Raw genomic sequence first — 21109 nt, 5'->3', positions numbered from 1 at the left:
AGAAAGGAGAGGTTTCCGTTGCCTAAATACTTATATCGAATGCTTGTCTTCTCTCTTCTGTTGAGCGCAGTTCCGGTCGTTTGCATCGGGCTCATCTCCTACTATATTGCTTCAAAGGATATTGGGAAGAAGGTTAATGAGGGTAATGTACAGATCCTGCTACAAAACCAAATGCGAATGGAGCAAATCTTAAAGAACGTGGAAATGGGAGCCGTACAATATATCAATTCACCTTTGGTAAGCGATTTCATATACCATGATTTACAGAATGATGATTTTCAAACGATCAATAATCTATCCAAAGGCTTATATAATCTTCATTCTATTGCGGGTGTGGCCGACACACAGCTGATTAACTTAGAGCACGACTGGATGATCAGCAATCTCGGTTTTACATCAACCGAAGATTTTGTAAATCGAGGTTTACTGAGCGATTATGCCAAGCGCCAGCAAAATTTATTTTGGTTAGCTAATATCGGTACCTCCTTAGATGAAAATAAGATCCGGGTGGTCGTCAAGCTTCCAATGATTGCCTCTACGACCACTCCTAAAGCGTTGTTGATTATTGACATGTCGCACGATGCGTTACTGAGCAATTTGGCCCAAAACACCCAATTAGGAAATATTTATGTACTTAATCGAAACAGGGAGCCGTTCTTGGCCAGTTCCAGCCCTGTAGGGATCCAGTCTTCCATTCTGGAAAAGATGAATGTCGCGACAGAACCGGAGGGGTCCTTTGAAACGGGCGATATGGGGGTCAACTATAAAGTTTCCTCATATAACGGCTGGTCCTATGTTTCTATCGTTTCCATTGATGCAATTACGAAGGAATCTAAGAAAATTGCATTCATCACCTTAAATGCTTGCGTGATTATTTTTATTCTAATCACATTGGCCGCCTTCTACGGAACCAGCCGCATGTATAGGCCGATCCATCGGCTATTTATGATGATGGAGCAGTTGGGAGGAGAGTCCAAAGGGAAAAAAAAGCGGGATGAATTCGCTTTAATCGAAGAGCGGTTTTCTTCCTTGTTCAGCACGAGAAAGCAGCTTCAACAGCAGTTGCAGGTTCAGAGTGGGCAAGTGAAGGAATTTTTCCTATTGAAGTTGATAATGGGACAGGTCACTGAGAGTGAATTCTCCTACAAGTATGAGACTTACGGCTTTGGGGAAAAGGGAAAGGCTCTCGGAGTGCTTGCCCTGCAAATTGATTCTCTTGAAGACACCCGATACTTGGATAGTGATAAGGAGCTGCTATTATTTGCGATCAATAATGTCGTTGGGGAGCTAATCTCTAATGACCGTATCTTGGGTACTTTGCTGCTGGATCAGTCTCAGGTAACGATACTGTTAGGCGATTCGGAGGATCCGGATGAGCTCAAGGGCTACTTCTACCAAATGGCGGAGCTTATGAAGTCAAAGGTTCACGAGCTGCTTCAACTCAAAATCAGTATCGGCATCAGTCGGCCTTTTCATAGGTATACGAATGTGATGGATGCCTACTCAGAAGCGTTGGAGGCTCTGAAACGTAGAATTAGTCTTGGAAATGAGCTCATCCTGAACTATGAAGATATCGAACCGGTTCATCGGAACAGCGTTCAGACTGGTGCTTCTTGGAATCACATTGAAGAGAGCTTGATGAACGGGCTTAAAACAGGCGATGCTGCTTCTGCTTACGAGTATTATAACCAATATGCATCAGCGATTTTGGAGAAGAGCATTTCGTTCAATGATTTTCAAATATTTATGCTTCAATTAATCGCCAAAATGTATCGGCTTGTTGGGCAGCAAGGTGGCATGCTGGATGGATTAGTCGGCGCCAAATCGGTCATTATCCGATTCATGAAATTGAATACGGCGGAGGAAATTATGACGTGGTTTAAGACGGAGCTGATCCCGCCCACCCTTGCCTTCCTGCAGAGCCGTATTGATTCGCAATATATCAATATTGCACACCAAATGGTTGAGCTCATTCATGATAAATACGATCAGGATCTTACTTTGGAATCGTGCGCTGCGCAATTCCGTTTTCATCCTGTCTATTTAAGCCGAGTATTCAAGAAAGAGATTGGAACGACGTTTATCGATTATTTGACGAATTACCGGATGAATATGGCGAAAGTGTGGTTAAAGGACAGCAATATGAAGATTACGGAAATCGCGGAGCGTCTTAACTATACCAACTCCACTGGATTTATCCGGACCTTCCGCAAAGCTACTGGCATGACACCGGGCCAGTATCGAGATGCCCTTTCGAGATCACAGTAATTGCTAGCTCGTTGACTGACCTAATCGCGTTATCCATCATGGAGGTGTACCTGTGACCTATGAATTGGTAGAAAAACTGAAAGCAGAATATATGTCCAGCGAGAATTGGTATTCAGTAAGGTGGCATTATATCGAGGGCTGTATCTTAAAGGCGTATTTGGACAGCTACGAGCAAACCGGTAGTGAAAGAGATTATAACTTTGTAAAAAGCTATATGGATCAGCTGTTTGACTCGGACGGCAATATCCCTGAAATCCAAATCAGCAGTTATAATATCGACCAATTCCGGATGGCTGGAATTTTGTTTACTCTATACCAAAGAGAGCGGGATCCCAAATATAAAACGACCATGGATATGTTGTATCAGCAGTTGGCTTCTTATCCGAGAACGAGTTCCGGTTCGTTCTGGCATAAAGAAAACTACCCCTTCCAGGTTTGGTTGGATGGATTGTATATGGGGCAGCCTTTCTATGTTCAGTACGTGAAGCAATTTGTAGAGGCGAAGGATTATTCCGATACGCTGCAGCAGTTCAAAAATGTCCGCCAATCTATATATAACAAAGAGAAGCGGTTGTATAGCCACGCTTATGATGAGAGTCGCAACATTTTCTGGTGCGATAAATCAACAGGGCAATCACCAAATGTGTGGGGGCGTGCGGTCGGCTGGTTCGCGATGGCATTGGTGGATGTGCTGGAGCTGCTGGAAGGAGAGCCGGCGGATACCGGCATCCTCAAAGCCTATCTCAAGGAACTTATAGATGACATGCTGCCGTACCAGCATAGCGAGGGTATGTGGTACCAGGTTGTGGATAAGCAGGAGCATCCGGGCAATTATCTCGAAGCCAGCGGTACGCTGATGTTAGCTTATGCCATTCTGAAAGGTGCTCGATTGGGATATGTGCCAAAGGAGTATGCCGTATACGGCATACAGGCGTTTAACGGAACGATTGCATGTTACCTTAGGGAAGAAGACGGTGAAGTGCGACTAGGGGGCATTTGCCGAAGTGCCGGCCTTGGCAAAAAGCCGGAAACCGGTCAAATGCGAGACGGGAGTCTTGCGTACTATTTCTTTGCAGAACAGATCGTGGACAATAACGGTCATGGTGTAGCTCCGCTGCTGATGGCCTATAACGAGATTAAACGGCTTGGCTATGTAAAAGTTCATGATTGATACACTTGATGGGCACAAATGACATTCAAAATGCCCTGAACCGCAAGCCGCTGCATCATGCCGGAATTCAAAAAGACATCGCGATATGGTACGGTTCGGCAGCCTTGATCGGCACGATTGTGGCTTGGGTCCGAAACGACATGCCTTATACACCACAATTTTTAGCCAAACCGTTTTTTTTGCTGCATCGGGTCTTGGGGAGATGAATATCATGCTTAAATTTTTTATCCGTAGTTCATCATTTTTTTTGTCCAGTAATCCGTAGAAATTCGTATTAGATCATGGGCTACATTGCATAGGTAGCTGCCTTTTTTATAACTAGCTGCTACTTCCCACTCTGGATTTTGTTTAATCGAAAAATAGGAGATGTTCGTGCTGGGCTTGGCGTACGTAATCGGAAATATAGAGCAGCAGATGCCCTCCGCAACCATTTTGAATAAGGTTTGACAGCTTCTGGTTTCCAACAAAATGTCAGGACTGATGTTTTCTTCGTTGATCAGATGATCATAGATTTCGCGAAGGGTCGAACCTTTTTGCATAATGGCAAAGGAGTCGTTTTCAAAACGCTTTAAGCTTATTTCAGGGAGTTGTTCGCCAATCTTACCTCCTAAATGTGCAAGAGGATGAGCATTTGGAACACCTAAAATAATCTTTTCAGAACAGATATGGATATAATGATCATTCGTTTTTTGGGAGTTTTGCAAAGTTAAAAATCCAATATCAAGATTACCTTGAGAGATTTCATATTGTTGTTTTTTGACAGGCATTTCAATAGGCTCAATTTTTACATTCGGATATTTTTTATAGAGAATAGGGTATATAGCTGCAAACATCTTAATACCGCGCTCCGGAGTTAATCCAACAATCAATTTTCCTTCTTTTATCTCAAGCATATCGTTAATCCGGTTGTACGTTTCTTTTTTTATGCGTACGATTTCTTTTGCGTTCTCGACATAAATTTTCCCGGCATGCGTCAGGTGCCAATTGCTTCTTGAGCGTACGAAAAGCTGTGTGCCAAGTTCTTTCTCAAGTCTTAAAAGCTGCTGGTTTAAGGCCGATTGGGTGATAAACAGTTTTTCCGCAGCTTTTGTTATATTGTTTTCTTCCGCTATTTTAATCATATAATCCAATTGTTTTAAATCCATTCGAAAAAAATCGCCTCCTTACTCTTAAATTTATTTAGAGAAATCTAAATATTTACACTTTTACTTAATTACAAATTCAGATTACGATGTTTTTGGATATATAACAAGTAAAAAGCAACTTATCCGGATGGAGGTCACCCTCATGACTTTGAAACAAACGCGGAATGAAACTCCTCTTTATATTAAAGTACATCCCAATGACAATGTTGCGATTATTGTCAATGAAGGCGGATTGCCTAAAGGAACGGTATTTTCTTGCGGGCTCGAGCTAACGAATCATGTTCCTCAAGGACATAAGGTGGCGCTAAAAGATCTCAATCAAGGCGAAGCGATCATGCGTTACGGAGAAATGATCGGGTATGCCGTTCAACCGATTGTAAAAGGCAGTTGGATCGACGAATCGTTGGTTCAGCTTCCGACACCGCCTAGGTTAGAGGAACTATCGATAGCTAGCAACGTGCCGGCATTGTTGCCTCCTCTTGAGGGCTATACGTTTGAGGGTTACCGGAATGTAAATGGCAGCGTTGGAACGAAAAATATTCTTGGGATTACGACCAGCGTGCAATGTGTCGCCGGCGTACTGGAATATACGGTAAAGAGAATCAAAGCGGAGCTACTTCCGAAATATCCGAATGTCGAGGATGTCGTAGCATTAACGCATACTTATGGATGCGGGGTTGCGATCAATGCGCCGGATGCAATTATTCCGATTCGCACGATTCTAAATCTTGCCCAGAACCCTAACTTTGGCGGAGAACTCATGGTCGTTGGATTGGGCTGCGAGAAGCTGAATCCTGAACGTTTGGTGCCGGAAGGGGACTCCGGTAAGATCATATCCTTGCAGGAGCATCATGGATTTATTCCTATGGTCAAATCGATCATGGAGATGGCGGAAGTCCGGCTCGATCGATTAAATCGCCGAAAGCGCGTCACTTGCCCCGCTTCCGATTTGGTCGTCGGTTTGCAATGCGGTGGAAGCGATGCGTTCTCAGGTGTTACGGCCAATCCGGCAGTCGGTTATGCCGCCGATTTGTTAGTACGCGCCGGAGCGACGGTCATGTTCTCCGAAGTCACAGAAGTGAGGGATGCCGTGCATCTCTTAACACCGCGAGCATCCAGCGAAGAAGTCGGCCGGGCCTTGATTCGTGAGATGAAATGGTATGACGATTATTTGCAGAATGGTCAATCCGACCGAAGCGCCAATCCAACACCCGGCAATAAAAAAGGCGGTCTCGCCAATGTGGTTGAAAAGTCGCTCGGATCGATTGTGAAATCAGGCACCAGCCCGATTGTCGGGGTCCTATCCCCTGGCGAAAGGGCTGTCGAAAAAGGACTTATTTTCGCTGCAACGCCAGCTAGCGATTTTGTTTGCGGTACTTTGCAACTAGCCTCCGGTATCAACTTGCAGGTGTTCACGACGGGGAGAGGGACGCCTTACGGTCTGGCTGTTGCTCCGGTGATTAAGGTGTCGACAAGAAATTCTTTGGCGGAACAATGGCATGATCTGATCGATCTGAATGCGGGGAGAATCGCAACGGGAGAGGCAACCATCGAGGAAATCGGCTGGGAAATCTTCCACTTGATCCTGGATGTCGCCAGCGGACGTAAGAAAGCATGGGCGGATCATTGGGGACTATACAACGATTTGGCATTATTCAACCCTGCGCCTGTTACCTGATCCGGGTTCATATCTAGCCCGGAAGGCTTCTAGATTCAAGGTCTGGCTGGTGGCTCAGAAAAAGGATATAGTATAAAAGTGTCCGGAAGGGCACTTTTATATTTTAATAAAAACAAATGCGCACGCAAGACAATAAAAAGTATACAATTAAATTAAGAAATGAGTTAAATTAGAGTTTTCTGCAACCGTTTACATCATGCAATACCGACTACAGGATTCATAATACCCTCCTCAAATAAATATGGCCCGGATCCCTGGTACTGTTCAAAAGGAGGATACGCTTTGAAATTAATCCCGCAAAGTTTAAAGGTATTTAAACAAAAGAGTATCTTTGTGAAAATGTTGTTTCTGTTTAATATTTTCATTTTGATCGCTATTCTTGCATTTGGGTATGTTTCGTATACCCAATCCTCCTCTCTGCTCATTGAGGAAGTAGTGAAATCGAACTATAAATATATCGAGCAGGCTAGAGACAACATCGATGAAACATTGACCTCCCTGGATAATTTGTCCTTTCAGATTTCACTTCAATCGCAGATCCGACGGGCGCTGTATTTATCGGAAACCACATGGGATCTTGACCAATTGCTGTTTCTTGATATTATTAAATATTTAAAAAGCGTCAAGCAGGCGAATACATTGATCTCGGATATATGGATCCAGTTCTACCGCTATCCGATCGTATTGAATCAGGAATCCAAATACAATCTTGATTATTATTATGAAGATATTTACAAAACCGGGCAGTCCATAGATTGGACAAGTCCGAGTCAAAACCACCATGGGCTTAATCCTATCGGCAGATTTCAAGCAAACTCGTATGGAATAAGCTCATCCGTAATTACATTTGCGCGGACGGTTCCTCTAAGTGAAATCAAGCCTATGGGCGCTTTGTACCTGAATATCAAAACGGATGATTTTTCCAACAGGGTTCAAGGTGTCAGTGATCCTTATCCGGCCTTCATCTATGCGTTGGACACCAAGGGAGAGGTTGTATTTAACAGCAAAATTCGCAGCGATCAGGATGAATTGATTAATTCTGTCAAAGGGGCCATTACAGAGAAAGTTAGAGGAAACAGTGCTGATAAAGGCTATCTGGAGCAGACGATTGCAGGTAAATCGTATCAAATTTTGTTTACTTCATCGAAGGTGAATGAGTGGACGTATATCAGCGTGGTACCGACGGCTTTTATCACGGAAAAGGCAAATGCGATCCGTCAATTTACATTTGTAACGGCTATTATTTGTCTGATAGTCGGCTTGATTATATCCTATTTTTTGACCAACCGAATTTACCGTCCCATCAACAAAATTGTCGGATATATTAACGTATTAGGCCGCACTCCGCCCTCCAGCCAGGACAATAATTCCAAGGAAGATGAACTTGGCTTTATCGATCGAATCATTAATTATGTGTATTATGAGAATCAAAGCTTGAGGGGCTCTTTTGAAAAAAACCTTCCGGCACTTCAGCAAAAATTTCTCTATGACCTCATTGATGGCAGAGTATCGTCGGCCAACGTGCAGCAGCTTGCAGAGGAAATTCAATTGGAGTTCAACTACGATTCGTATCAAGTGATTGTGTTTGAAACCGTCGACTTTTCTCTAGAGGATAAAATCAATCTGCGTTACCGGGATATTCTGGAAATCGTGGATGGGATGGTTAGTGAGCTGGACGACGTACATCTGGGTGTACGATCAATCCGCAAGCGCAATGACAAAATCATTTCTCTGTTAAATCTTGATCATCCCAATCCGAAGCCTGAGGTGATTCACGACTTTATTCAAAAGGTCATCTCCTTCTTCGAGCAGGAGCATTCCCGGACTTTCACGGTGGGGATCGGCAATATTTACAGCACGGTAGATGAGGTGCCCCTATCTTATGTAGAAGCTTTGTCCGCTTTGCAGTACAAGATCGTCAAGGGAGAAGGCAGTGTGATCTTTGTTGATGAGGTTAACAAATTTCCCGAGAGTTCCTTCAGTTATTCGATAGAAGTTGAGAAGCATATCATCAACTGTGTGAAGACCGGAAACCATATGGCTTTGCATCAACATTTGCAGAAAGTTTGGGGGGATAATTTAAAGCAAGGGGATATAACGCCGGAAATTATTACTTACCTGTTTCAGGCTCTGGTAGGCACTGCAATCCGGACGATTTACGAAGTCCTATCTACGACCGGGGAAATATTCAGCGAATCTTTTGATTTATATAAAGAGGTCAATCAGCAATCACGCTTGGAGGATAAGAAGGAGTTTATTGAATGGATGTTCCAGAGCATTAGTGACTGGATTCAAAACAAGAAGCAGGGGCAGGATAATACCTTATTCAATCAAATTAAAGATTATGTGGAAAAAAATTATCATCTGGACTTATCGTTAACGATTCTCGGGGAGAATATCGGATTATCGCCTTCTTATCTGAGCAGTATTTTTAAAGAAGTCACGGGTATGAATTTTGTTGATTATATAAATACAAGGCGGGTTGAACAAGCTAAAATCCGGCTGCAGCAAACCCAGGATACCGTTTTTGAAATTTCCGAGAAGGTAGGATTCACCAATTCCAATACCTTTATCCGGGTGTTCAAGCGGCATGAAGGGATTACACCGGGCCAATTCAGGCAAATACATACGAAGAAAGACCTCTAATTACTAACCGTCAGGAGCTGATTCCTGACGGTTTTTGCAATGATCATGAAAAAAGTAGATGTATCTAAAGAATTATCGATATACGAAACTCATGTAAGGGGATACATTGAGTAGGCAAGCGAAGTACATGAAACGTTGAGAGGAGAGTCTTTCCCATTGACTAAGCAAACTATAACTGCTGCGAGTCCGTCACCCATAAGTGTAGGATATAAGAAAACATCAAGCAGACGAAGCACTTTCAAAAAAGTCCTGCCGTACTATCTGATGTTCCTGCCACCTCTGATTTATTACCTGATCTTCAGATATGTACCTGTCGTCATGGCCGTCGTGATCTCTATGATGGACTACAATATTTACAAGGGGATTTTTGGGAGTGAATGGGCTGGATTTAAGCATTTTATTGATTTTTTTAACTCTGTTTATTTTGGTAGGTTGCTGCGCAATACACTGATGATCAATCTTCTGAGCTTGGTGTTTGTATTTCCTGCACCGATTATTTTTGCCCTTTTATTAAATGAGGTTCGGAACTCGCTGATCAAACGCATGGTACAAACGATCAGTTATTTGCCTCATTTTGTATCGACGGTTATTGTAGCGAGTATGGCGGTAACCTTTCTTTCGCCCAGCGTAGGATTAATCAACAATATTTTAGTGCAATTCGGTATGGAACGGACGAATTTTTTACTGGATCCGAATTATTTCTGGGGAATCTTTACCTTTATGGATCTGTGGAAAACACTCGGATGGTCAGCAATCCTGTACTTTGCCGCTTTAACGGGCATCAATACGGAATTGTATGAAGCTGCAAGAGTGGATGGCGCGAACCGTTGGCATCAGACCTGGCATATTACGCTCCCGGGTATCGCCCCAACGATTATTATTTTGCTGTTACTGAAAATCGGTCATATGCTGGAGATCGGTTACGAATTAATCGTGCTATTGTACAACCCGAATACGTATCTGACTGCAGATGTCATTGGTACCTACGTATACCGGAGGGGAATATTGGATGCTAACTACAGCTTCGCATCTGCAGTCGGACTGTTTCAATCGGTCATGGGACTGCTTCTGATCATAATCGCCAATAAACTGGCCAGAAAGTACTCGGAAACGAGTTTGTGGTGATTTGTAAGCCTATAAAGAAGCGGGCTTTCCACATAGAAAGCGCTAAGGAGGTAATGGTATGGTTTTCAGGCGTATGACGCTTGGAGGATTGGCGTTCAGTTGCATCAATGCATTGGTTCTGGGGTTAATTGTCGTTATGACCTTGTACCCGTTTCTTTATGTCGTGTCCGCTTCATTGAGCGAGCAATTGTACATTCAGCAGGGGAGAATCGGTATTATACCGATGGGATTCCAATTAGAGGCTTACAAAAGAGTGCTTGAGTTTCCGATGCTCGGAAGATCCTATTTGAATACGATCCTATATACGGCGCTTGGAACGGCAATAAGCCTGGTGTTAACGGTATGTGCCGCCTATCCGATGTCCAGACGGGGCTTGCCGGGCCGTAGATTAATGACCACGATCGTGCTGATTCCGATGCTTTTCGGAGGCGGATTAATTCCTACCTTTCTTGTCGTGAATGCCCTCGGGATGCGGGATTCCATATGGGCCATCGTCATTCCGGCGGCGGTGACTTCTTTCTATGTATTTATCCAGCGAACATTTTTTGAGCAAATTCCTGTCGAGCTGGAGGACGCTGCCAAAATAGACGGGTGCTCGATGGTACAGACACTGGTTAAAATTATTTTGCCGTTGGCGCTTCCGTCTTTGGTGACGATTGGCTTATTCTATGCGGTTAACGAATGGAACAGCTTTTTCCCAGCTATGATTTATTTGAATGATGAGAAACTGTTTCCAGTGCAAATCCTGCTTCGGGCGATCGTGATTCAGAATCAGACGGATCAGGTTTTGGTTGATGTTTTTGACGACAAGAACCTGTTAAGCGAATCGATTAAGTATTCGACTTTGGTTGTAGCGACACTGCCCATTCTTATTGTGTATCCTTTCATTCAAAAATACTTTGTCCAAGGGTCGATGATGGGATCTATTAAAGGTTAAAACACAAATGTATAGGAGGCGTCAACATGAAAAAAGAAAGATGGATGAAAGGAATAACCGGCGTAATATTGGTATCGGTTACATTGGCCGGATGCCAAACAGGCGGGCAAGAGAAGGCAGCAGCGACTCCGGAGGCCATGGCAGGCGAGGCGAATAAGTCTGTAAATGCGAATGGAAAGATCCTGGATAAGCAGATCGAGGTTAGTGTCTATATGAGGCCGAGACCTGAATCAGTGGAGTCCAATGAACTACTATGGATGAAGCCGATTTCCGAAAAAACCAACGTCAATTTCAAATGGCTGAAGGCACCCGCAGACGTCAACGATTATATCGAAAAGTTCAATTTGACCCTGGCTGGCGGGACGCTGCCAGATCTGATGGAGGCACCACTGGATTTATTAAATAAAGGCGGGGAGAATGGCGTATTTGAACCGTTGAACAAGCTGATCGAGCAGAATATGCCCAATTTTAAAAAGATTACCGAGCAAAATCCAGCGATCTTGAAGGATATCAAATCCGATGACGGAAACATTTACTTTTTCCCTCAAATCTCTGCCGTCAAAACGATCAATCTGCAAATCTTCCGTCAGGACTGGCTGGATAATCTCGGGTTGAAGGCACCGAAGACAACCGAAGAAATGTACCAGGTACTGAAGGCATTTAAAGAAAAAGATCCGAATGGAAATGGCAAGAATGATGAAATTCCTTTCACAACAAGAAGTAAACTGAAAGGATTGCTGCCATTCATCGAGCCTTTTGGCGTATCGTTTGAAGAGGATTTTTATGTGGAAAACGGTCAGGTGAAATACACGTACACCAATGCCAAATTAAAAGATGCGCTTGAGTATACAGCCAGGCTGTACAAGGAAGGCCTGATAGATAAGGAATATATAACGAATGATCAAAAGGTCTGGGAGTCCAGATTCACGAATGAAGTATCGGGTGCTACCTTTGATTCATTCCCACGAATCGAGGCTCTTGAGAAGCTGGTTGGCAAGGCCAATCCGAAGGTCAACTTAACTGGTTTGACACCGCTCCAAGGCCCAACGGGGATTGCTCCTTTTACCAAAAGTCAGCAAAACCTGATCAAGAACGGTTTTGGCATCAGCTCCAAATCGAAAATCAAAACCGAAATTGCCAAGGTACAGGATTGGTTTTACAGCCCCGAAGGACAGCTGGCGATGAATTTCGGTAAGCTCGGCGAAACGTATACGATGGATAATAATGAACCGAAATACACGGATCTCGTGATGAAGGATAAAAATAATGCACCTCTGATCAAAATGTATGAGCTTGGACACCGGGAGTTTGCTTATCAATGGGACATTCGTTACGAGAACGCAATGGTTTCACCTAAGCTGGCTCAGATCCGTGATTCGATCACGCCTTTTATTAAACCCAAGTATCCGGTTGCCTTGTCCTTCAAGCAGCAGGAGCGTGATGTTCTCAACTCCAAATTCACAGAGATTACGACTTATAAAGACGAGATGATGAACAAGTTCATTATTGGCTCGGAGCCGATCAGCAAGTTTGACGATTATGTCAAACAGATTGATAAAATGGGCATAGATGCAGTTTTGAAAATCCAACAAGCCTCTTATGACCGATACCTGAAACGATAAAAGCAGAAAGCGGTGACGATCAGAAGATGGTTGAGCATATCGTTCATTCCGTTCCCAATCCAGTGCTTCCAGGGGATCATCCAGATCCCTCGGTAGTTCGGGTGGGAGTAGATTATTATGTTGTTACCTCTACCTTTCAATATTTTCCCGGCGTCATGGTGCACCATTCCCGTGATCTGATACATTGGCGCCCCATTGGTCACGTCATTACTCGAAGCAGCCAAATTGACTTGACCGGGGTACCGGATTCACATGGCGTATTCGCGCCCGATATTTCGTATGCTGACGGGAAGTTTTGGGTGGTCGTTCCTTTTTTTCATAGCCAGCCACGTTGCACAAACCTGCTGTTCACAGCAGAACGTCCGGAAGGGCCTTATTCCGAAGGCGTGGTACTGAATCATCACTTTATAGACCCATCCATATTTCACGACGATGATGGTCGTCGATACCTCGCCTTTGGCGGAGGCTGGCTGCAGGAGCTTCATCCCGATGGGTCCAGGCTTATTGGAGATGCCAAGCAGGTGTGGCCCGGGACTGGAGGCAACAACCCTGAAGGTCCGCATATCGTCAAGCGCCATGGCTATTACTATCTGATGCTGGCTGAGGGAGGGACGCGCTTTGGACACATGGAAACATTGGCCCGCAGCGGCTCGATTTGGGGACCCTATGAGTCATGCCCACACAATCCAGTGCTAACACAGACGGACCCTAGCAAGCCTCTGCAGAAGGCAGGCCACGGTAAGCTGGTGGAAGATACGAAAGGGAATTGGTGGATGCTGCACCTTGGAGGACGTCCGTTGACTCCAAATGGCAGTACTCCTTTAGGGCGTGAGACTTTCCTTGAATCGGTTCGTTGGACAAACGATGGCTGGTTTGAGGTTGGAGACGAGGGAAGCCCGCAGGAGCATGTGCATGTGCCGCTCGAAAGTGGGCAGGAACCCATCTTGGTTGAGGCCGAAACAGATCGTTTCGACGAACCAGAGTTGTCTCCTGTTTGGGAGTGGGTGCGTCACCCATTGGAAGGAAGCTATACGTTAACGGGAAACGGGCTTGAGCTGGAATGCGCACCTTACCCGTTATATGTCCCCGGGTCGACCCTTATCCTGACTCGCCGATGGGAGCATTTCTGTTTTGAGGCGCACACACAGCTTTCTTTTGTACCCCAGTCGTTGGGCGACGAAGCAGGGCTGGTCCTGTACCGTGACATGGATGCCATGCTGCTTGTTAGTGTCCGTTATGGGATCGGTCAAACCGCAGGACAAAAGTTTGATGCCGCCAGGTTGCACGAGAAGCAGGAGGATGATGGACTCTATGTTCAGATTGATCGCTCGGAGAAATGCCATCGACATATGCTGTATCGGAAGAAGCTTGATATGGAACCGGGAGCGGACTTGTGGCTGAGAACCCAGCTTGATGCAGAGAGTCAGCAGATCACTTTCGCGATATCGGTTGAAGGCGTGGAGTATAGGGAGCTGGAATTGTCCGTTTCAGCGGAATTTCTGTATCCGGAGCATTTTGCCAGATTCAATTGTTTCACGGCTCCCCGTGTAGGCATCTTTGCTCGTGGTGTATTGTATCAGCAGCATGGTAAGGCGTTGTTTAAACAATTTACGTATCGCGGAAATTCGTAGTGTAATTGGTTTGTAATTCGTCTAACAGGAAAGAACGGGAGGTTGCATTTTTGCTGAAGCTCCTTTAGTAAGAATAAGGAAGCCGGATCCAATTAAGGATTCGGCTTTTTGCTTGTATTTTTCGAGTATTGCCCCCCTAGCCCGATTGCAGAATGTGTTCTACAGGGAGTTTGTTATTTAAAAAGTCGTAAAAGCGTTAGTCAAGTAGTCGCCATAGTGTTAGTCACCCTGAATGCATTGAAATAAAATGAAGAGTGAGTTCGATACTTTCTTACTTAAATAAAGGAGGAATTTCAGTCATGGCACTTCACTTTCCCGTTGGATTCTTATGGGGAGCATCCACAGCTGCGCATCAGGTAGAAGGCAATAATACCAATTCCGATTTTTGGCTGATGGAACATCTGGAGGGTTCCACGTTCAAGGAGCCATCAGGCAGCGCCGTAGACCATTATCGCCTCTATAGGGAAGATATTGCTCATTTATCTGAATTGGGCTTGAATACCTATAGGTTCTCCATCGAGTGGGCCCGGATTGAACCGGAAGAGGGGCTTATTGACGAAGCAGCCATCGATCATTATCGAGATGTGCTGAATGCTTGCAAAGAATGTAACGTAACGCCTGTCGTGACGCTGCATCATTTCTCATCGCCGCAATGGCTCATTCGCGCGGGTGGCTGGGAATCTGAGGAGACGCCTGCGCGATTCGCCCGTTACTGCGCTCATGTCATGCGTGAATTGGGTGAGCTGATTCCTTATGTTTGTACGATAAATGAGGCGAACATAGCAATTGGAATCGCTAAAATCATGAAGCGGTACCAATCGGGGGCCCCTGGTGCGCAAGTCGGAATGAATATGGAAAAGATGGATCAAATGCAAACTTACTATGCGGAATTGAGCAAGGCATTCGGGCTTCCTCCTAGCGAAATAAATACCTTCCTGGCTCCACGTACGGAAAATGGAATGGAAATCATCTTCAGCGCGCATGTGGAAGCCAGGGCTGCAATCCGGCGAGCGAGCCCGCATACTCAAATCGGGTTGACCTTGTCTCTATACGACATTCAAAGTATCCCGGGCGGGGAGGACCACGCAGCTCATGCCCTTCAAGAGGAGTTCCTTCAATTCATTCCCTATTTGAAGGACGATGATTTCTTCGGCTTGCAAAATTATACACGTGCGGTATATGGGCCTGACGGTATTATGCCTGTTTCGGCCGATGCCGAGAAGACTCAGATGGGGAACGAGTTTTATCCAGAGGGGATGGAGGCTGTCATCCGATACGTTTCGAAGCATCTGAATATACCGATTCTCATCACGGAGAACGGTGTGGGAACAGACAATGATGAACGCCGCATTGCCTGTATTGATCGGGCCTTGAAGGGTGTGCATGCTTGTATCGCTGATGGTATTCCCGTCAATGGATACATGCATTGGTCGCTGTTGGATAACTTTGAATGGCAGCTCGGTTTTTCAAAGACATTCGGTCTTATTGCAGTGGATCGATCGACAATGAAGCGGACTTCGAAGCCCAGCGCTATTCATTTTGGGGAAATCGCGAACAAGAATGAGTTGAGTTTAATGGCATATTGAAGCAAGTTAACGAAGAGCCAACGGGTGAAAAAATAAAGTCTTGAAAGTGCTATTACGAATGTCATCTAAACGGAGTCCGCTTCATGAGCTGATGATGATCATTAGTACGAATGAAGCCAAACGATTATAAGGAAGAAGGGGATGTAAGGATGAAATTGCACAATAAAGTGGCGATCGTTACGGGGGCCGCATCCGGTGTTGGCAAAGCCATTGCAGAGCTATATGCGAAGGAAGGCGCCAAGGTTGTGGTTGCGGATATTAACAATGACACCATCTCAGCAGTTGTCGACGGGATAAACCAAGCCGGTGGAACAGCTATCGGCTTGGTTGCCAACGTCATGAAGGAAGAAGACATCCAAGCGATGGTGGACAAAGCTGCGGATGAATTCGGAAGCGTAGACATTCTCGTGAATAATGCCGGCATCATGGACGGCTTCCGCCTGATCGAGACCGTTCAGGATGACCTCTGGGAACGGGTTCTCACTGTCAATCTGACCGGACCTATGCGTGCCATTCGCAAGGCGATTCCTTATATGCTTGAGAAAGGTGCGGGCGTGATCATCAATATCGCTTCGGCGGCGGGTATAACCGGCGGTAAAGGCGGCGTCGCTTATACGTCTGCCAAGCATGGCCTTGTGGGTTTAACCAAAAATGTTGGTTATATGTATGCCAAGTCCGGTATTCGGTGCAACGCTATTGCGCCCGGGGGGGTTCGGACCAATATTGCTCTAAGCAATATCGATATGGCCGGGATGCAGACCTACAGGGAAGGCGCGGGAACACAGCGGTGTGAGCCGGTCGACCCTATGGAGATTGCAACCGTCGCCCTCTTCCTTGCATCCGACGATTCCCGTTTTGTAAATGCCACTGTCGTCGCAGCCGACGGGGGCTGGACAGCGTATTAACGGAGCAAGGGCCGGTCGGGTGATCATAGCCCTGAAAAAATGAAAATCCACAACCTTATCCGGTTGTGGATTTTTATCATACAAAATAACCAGGAGATTGGGGGGGTATATTCACGAAAAGTCGTCAAACCGTTATTGAAAAAGTCGTCATACTGTTAGTTGGCCGTGGGGCCTATCCCTTATGATAAGGCTAAGGCTATTAAGTATAAAACAAAAGGAAGTGATCTTCATATGGAACAAGCCGCAACGGCTGCTGGTCTGCAGACTGGGCTGAAAGTAAAGAAAAAGAAGAACCAATACCGGAAATATTCGCCACTTCTGATCATGATGGTACCGGGTCTTCTTTATCTGTTATTCAATAACTATCTTCCGATGATGGGGATCGCTATCGCTTTCAAGAAAGTGAATTTCGCTAAAGGCTTTCTGAAAAGCGAATGGATCGGATTCGACAATTTCGAATACCTCTTCAAAACTTCGGATGCGTTTATCATTACGCGGAATACGATTCTGTATAATGTCTTTTTCATTGCGTTAGGAACGATTCTAGCTCTAGCTTGTGCGATTTTGCTAAACGAGATTAAGAACAAGATGTTATCCAAATTTTATCAAAGCGTTATCACACTGCCGCATCTGATTTCCATGGTTATCGTCAGCTACCTGGTCTTCGCCTTGATGAGTGCGGAGACTGGGTTCATGAACAAAACGGTGCTCCCCTGGTTCGGCATCGAAGAGGGAATTTCGTGGTACAGCGAAGAGAAGTATTGGCCCGTGATCCTGACGGTGGTGCACTTCTGGAAGGGTGTCGGTTATTCCAGCATTGTGTTCTTCGCCGCACTGCTCGGCATTGACGAAGAGTACTATGAGGCGGCGAAACTCGACGGTGCGAGCCGCTTGCAGCAGATCCGCCACATTACTTTACCGATTCTGTCACCGGTTATTATTATGCTGACGCTGCTCAGTGTCGGACGTATCTTCTATTCCGACTTCGGCTTGTTCTACCAGGTTCCCATGAACGCTGGGGCATTATTCAACACGACGGCCACGATCGATACTTACGTATTCAGGGGACTGATGGGCTCCGGCGACATCGGCATGTCCACTGCGGCGGGGGTCTATCAATCTATCGTCGGATTCTTACTCGTCATGTTTGCGAACTTTATGGTACGACTATACAACAAAGAAAACGCATTGTTCTAAGGAGGCGGCCACCCATGAAAAATGAAAGTAGAGGTTTAACCTGGTTTAGCCATACCATGATGATATTGTTCTCCGCAGCATGTATCATTCCTTTCATTCTGCTTATAACAGCATCGCTCACGGATCAGAATGAAATTATAGCCAGCGGATATTCCTTCTTTCCCAAGACGTTCAGCACAGCGGCTTACACGTATCTGTTAGAAAGAGGATCGGATATTGCACGTGCTTACGGGATCACGATTTTCGTAACGATCGTCGGAACGGTCATTGGCGTGTCCATAATGGTGCTTCTGGCCTACCCGCTCTCCAGGAGTGTAACACCGCACCGCAATCTGATTATGTTTATTGTCTTCTTTACCCTGTTGTTCCATGGAGGTCTTGTGCCTTCCTACCTGGTGTACACGCAGCTCTTCCACATCAAGAACAGCATTTGGGCGCTGATCGTCCCGGGGCTGCTCATGAACGGATTTTACGTCATGCTGATGCGGACCTTCTTCCAGACCACGATTCCCCCCGCCTTGATTGAATCAGCACAGCTGGACGGAGCAGGCGAGTACCGCACTTTATGGACCGTCGTGCTTCCACTTTCGACACCTATTCTGGCAACGATTGGTTTGTTCGAGTCCATCATGTATTGGAATGACTGGCAGCTAGGTATGATCTATATTACAGACCCCAAATACTTCAGTATCCAGAATCTGCTGAACCGAATCATGCAGGACATACAGTTTATCAATATCAATATGAGTAGTAATGCTAGCAATGCAATGGAGCAAATGCCATCAGATTCGGTCAAGATGGCCATGGCGGTGATCGGGGTTCTGCCGATTCTGCTTGCGTACCCGTTCTTCCAGAAGTATTTTATCAAAGGCATTATGATAGGCGCTGTGAAAGGGTAGCCGAGAAACAGTAGAAATCACCCAATATCAGGGACTCAAACTCCAATCAGATGTCCGATGAAAATAAATTTTTAGACTGAAAAAAAAGGAGGTATACTATGACACTTCATGAAGCTGAAAACACAAACAAACACTCAATTTTAACTCAAAGCGTTTCCCAGAATGCTGCTTCACAAACAGTAGCCCCGCTCTATGACGGGACACAAGACCCTCAGTTCCAGCAGCCCTATGTGGATATCGATGAATGGCGGGATCAGCCGGTGTGCCATCGGTACATCCACGGAGGATTCGAGGGTACCAACACCAGATTTTCGTATTATTTCCCCCTGAAAGAGGATTATGAGGGACGCTTCTTTCAAGCTGTCTACCCTGTTCAGGGCAGCGAGAACGCATCCCAAAGCCATTGTGACGGTGTGGACAACAAAATTGGCTTTGCCATTTCCAGCGGCGCTTATTTCGTAGAAACCAATATGGGCGGAATGTCCCCTGACGCTACCCTCGTTTATCGTGCGAGCGCCGCCGTGGCGCAGTTTTCGAGGGTCAAAGCAGCGGAGTTGTTCGGCCCGCACCGCCCTTACGGTTATATTTACGGCGGAAGCGGCGGCGGATTCAAAACCATAAGTTTCATAGAAAGCACGACAGGCATTTGGGACGGCGCGGTACCTTTTGTCATCGGATCGCCCATGGCAATTCCAAATGTCTTCACTGTACGCGTCCATGCCATGCGAATCCTCAAGGATAAGTTCCCTGCGATCATTGATGCGCTGGAGCCAGGAGGCAGCGGGGATATGTATGCTGGATTAAATGAAGAAGAAAGACAAGCTCTTGAAGAAGTGACCCAAATGGGGTTCCCGCCTAAGGCATGGTTTGCCTATAAAGAAATTGGGGATGGAGCGCTTACGGTTCTTTCTCCAATAGTTATAAAGGCGGACCCCTCCTATTTCGAGGATTTCTGGACGGTTCCCGGATACCTTGGCGCCGACCCAGAAAGTTCTGCTTCTCGGGCGCGTCTTCAATACAAGACCGTTATAACGGATGTCATTCGACCCGAAACGCACGCGGCTTCGGATTCTGACAAATCGGTGAATATGGGAGTCGACGAAGCCTGGAAAATGCTTACGGAGGCTGAGGGGAAAGTGCCTTCCTTCCGCTTGGATAATGTTCCTAAGGGGGACGTGTATCTGGATGGGGCATTTATACACATAACTAGTGGCGAGGCCGCTGGCGAGAAAATCCCTCTAGGCCAGTTAAACGGGAACGTCGTCACGATCAGCTCGGCATTCGGATTTTTCCCATCGGCTCAAAGCCTGGATAAAGTGAAGCCGGGCGACGAGATCGTACTGGATAACTCGGACTATCTCGCCATCCAAACCTATCACCGGCATCAGGTTCCGACCCGCGATTATTACGTATGGGATCAGTTTCGGGACGATAATGGTGACCCGTTGTATCCGCAGCGTCCATTCCTGGTAGGGCCTTCCGTTACAGGAGCCGGCTCGGTTCAAAACGGCCGGTTTGAGGGGAAAATGATCGTTGTGCAGACACTGATGGACGAAAGTGCATTCCCTTGGCAAGCCGATTGGTATCGAACCAAAGTCAAAGAATCGCTGGGAGAGAATCTTGAGGATCGTTTTAGACTTTGGTACGTAGATCACGCATTGCACGCCGATACGAGTTCGAACGATGTATTGGACGGACTGCATATTGTAAGCTACATCAGCGCCCTGCATCAGGCGCTTCGCGATCTGAGCGCATGGGTAGAAAGAGGCGTTACCCCTCCTGCCAGCACCAGTTACGAAGTTATCGAAGGCCAGGTCGTCGTTCCATCCAAAGCCGCCGAACGTAAGGGCATTCAGCCGGTCATAACCCTGAACGCCAACGGCGGCGAGTATGCCGAGGTTTCGGTGGGCGAGGTTGTCTCCTTCTTGGCGACAATCGAAATACCGCCGTATACCGGCAAGATCGTATCTGCAAAATGGGATTTTGAAGGGGAAGGCACTTATCCAATCGACGGAACCTTTAGCCACGTCAATGAAGATGCCTCACAGGTTGTTGTCGAGGCGGCATATGCGTTCTCCAAACCCGGCACATACTTTCCCGTATTGCGCGCGGCGTCAAACAGGGAAGGCAATGGCAGTGACCTGTATACTCAAGTTATGAATCTTTGCCGTGTAAGGGTCGTGGTAAAATAAACCGACATAGGTTTCTAAACGATTATCGATCTCAGCAACCTGCTTATTTTGTAAAGATAAAGGGTAAATTCATAATTCATATTCGTCCAAACGCCACAGCGGTTCAT

The 21109-nt window shown here is 45.9% G+C and carries 14 protein-coding genes and 1 pseudogene; 14 read left to right on the top strand and 1 reads right to left on the bottom strand.

Translation table 11 applies throughout. The features are described from left to right. Positions 1-18 precede the first annotated feature (18 nt). The 3 genes and pseudogenes from QFZ78_RS12365 to QFZ78_RS12355 all read left to right on the top strand — a co-directional run. Positions 19-2268, top strand: a complete 2250-nt coding sequence (locus QFZ78_RS12365) for a helix-turn-helix transcriptional regulator (RefSeq protein WP_307547837.1) — start codon at positions 19-21, stop codon at positions 2266-2268. 52 nt (positions 2269-2320) lie between these two features. Next, the gene (locus QFZ78_RS12360; RefSeq protein WP_307547835.1) at positions 2321-3439 is read left to right on the top strand and encodes a glycoside hydrolase family 88/105 protein; all 1119 of its coding nucleotides are present in this window, start codon (positions 2321-2323) and stop codon (positions 3437-3439) included. Between the two features lie 59 nt (positions 3440-3498). Further along, positions 3499-3645, top strand: a pseudogene (locus QFZ78_RS12355) (TetR-like C-terminal domain-containing protein); the annotation flags it as partial. An 18-nt stretch (positions 3646-3663) separates the two neighbouring features. Here the strand turns inward: QFZ78_RS12355 and QFZ78_RS12350 are convergent. After that, on the bottom strand, positions 3664-4584 hold the full coding sequence (locus QFZ78_RS12350; RefSeq protein ID WP_307547833.1) for a LysR family transcriptional regulator: 921 nt from the start codon (positions 4582-4584) through the stop codon (positions 3664-3666). 142 nt (positions 4585-4726) lie between these two features. Here QFZ78_RS12350 and garD point away from each other — a divergent pair, with 142 nt between their 5' ends. From garD to QFZ78_RS12295, 11 genes are all read left to right on the top strand, one after another. Beyond that, positions 4727-6262, top strand: coding sequence for a galactarate dehydratase (gene garD / locus QFZ78_RS12345; RefSeq protein WP_307547831.1), 1536 nt, complete (start codon positions 4727-4729; stop codon positions 6260-6262). Positions 6263-6544: 282 nt separating this feature from the next. Next, positions 6545-8908 (top strand): helix-turn-helix domain-containing protein, encoded by a 2364-nt coding sequence (locus tag QFZ78_RS12340; protein WP_307547829.1) that lies wholly within the window; start codon positions 6545-6547, stop codon positions 8906-8908. Positions 8909-9172: 264 nt separating this feature from the next. Beyond that, positions 9173-10033 (top strand): ABC transporter permease, encoded by an 861-nt coding sequence (locus QFZ78_RS12335; RefSeq protein ID WP_373460379.1) that lies wholly within the window; start codon positions 9173-9175, stop codon positions 10031-10033. A gap of 58 nt (positions 10034-10091) precedes the next feature. Further along, entirely contained in the window at positions 10092-10970 is an 879-nt protein-coding gene (locus QFZ78_RS12330; protein ID WP_307547825.1) for a carbohydrate ABC transporter permease, read from the top strand. Between the two features lie 26 nt (positions 10971-10996). Continuing rightward, positions 10997-12592, top strand: coding sequence for an extracellular solute-binding protein (locus QFZ78_RS12325; RefSeq protein ID WP_307547824.1), 1596 nt, complete (start codon positions 10997-10999; stop codon positions 12590-12592). Between the two features lie 26 nt (positions 12593-12618). Continuing rightward, the gene (locus QFZ78_RS12320) at positions 12619-14223 is read left to right on the top strand and encodes a glycoside hydrolase family 43 protein (protein WP_307547822.1); all 1605 of its coding nucleotides are present in this window, start codon (positions 12619-12621) and stop codon (positions 14221-14223) included. Between the two features lie 299 nt (positions 14224-14522). Further along, complete coding sequence (locus tag QFZ78_RS12315; protein WP_307547820.1) at positions 14523-15809, top strand: glycoside hydrolase family 1 protein; 1287 nt, start codon at positions 14523-14525, stop codon at positions 15807-15809. 149 nt (positions 15810-15958) lie between these two features. After that, positions 15959-16714: an SDR family oxidoreductase gene (locus QFZ78_RS12310; protein WP_307547818.1), complete on the top strand. Its 756-nt coding sequence runs from the start codon at positions 15959-15961 to the stop codon at positions 16712-16714. Between the two features lie 231 nt (positions 16715-16945). Then, on the top strand, positions 16946-17911 hold the full coding sequence (locus QFZ78_RS12305; protein ID WP_307547817.1) for an ABC transporter permease: 966 nt from the start codon (positions 16946-16948) through the stop codon (positions 17909-17911). 14 nt (positions 17912-17925) lie between these two features. Continuing rightward, positions 17926-18810, top strand: a complete 885-nt coding sequence (locus QFZ78_RS12300; RefSeq protein WP_307547815.1) for a carbohydrate ABC transporter permease — start codon at positions 17926-17928, stop codon at positions 18808-18810. Between the two features lie 98 nt (positions 18811-18908). Beyond that, complete coding sequence (locus QFZ78_RS12295) at positions 18909-21002, top strand: hypothetical protein (RefSeq protein WP_307547813.1); 2094 nt, start codon at positions 18909-18911, stop codon at positions 21000-21002. Positions 21003-21109 lie beyond the last annotated feature (107 nt).

Origin of the sequence: Paenibacillus sp. V4I5 (assembly GCF_030817255.1) — a bacterium.
Lineage (GTDB): Bacteria > Bacillota > Bacilli > Paenibacillales > NBRC-103111 > Paenibacillus_E.
Note: the sequence above shows the minus strand (reverse complement) of the source record. Positions and strands in the feature narration are given on the sequence as shown.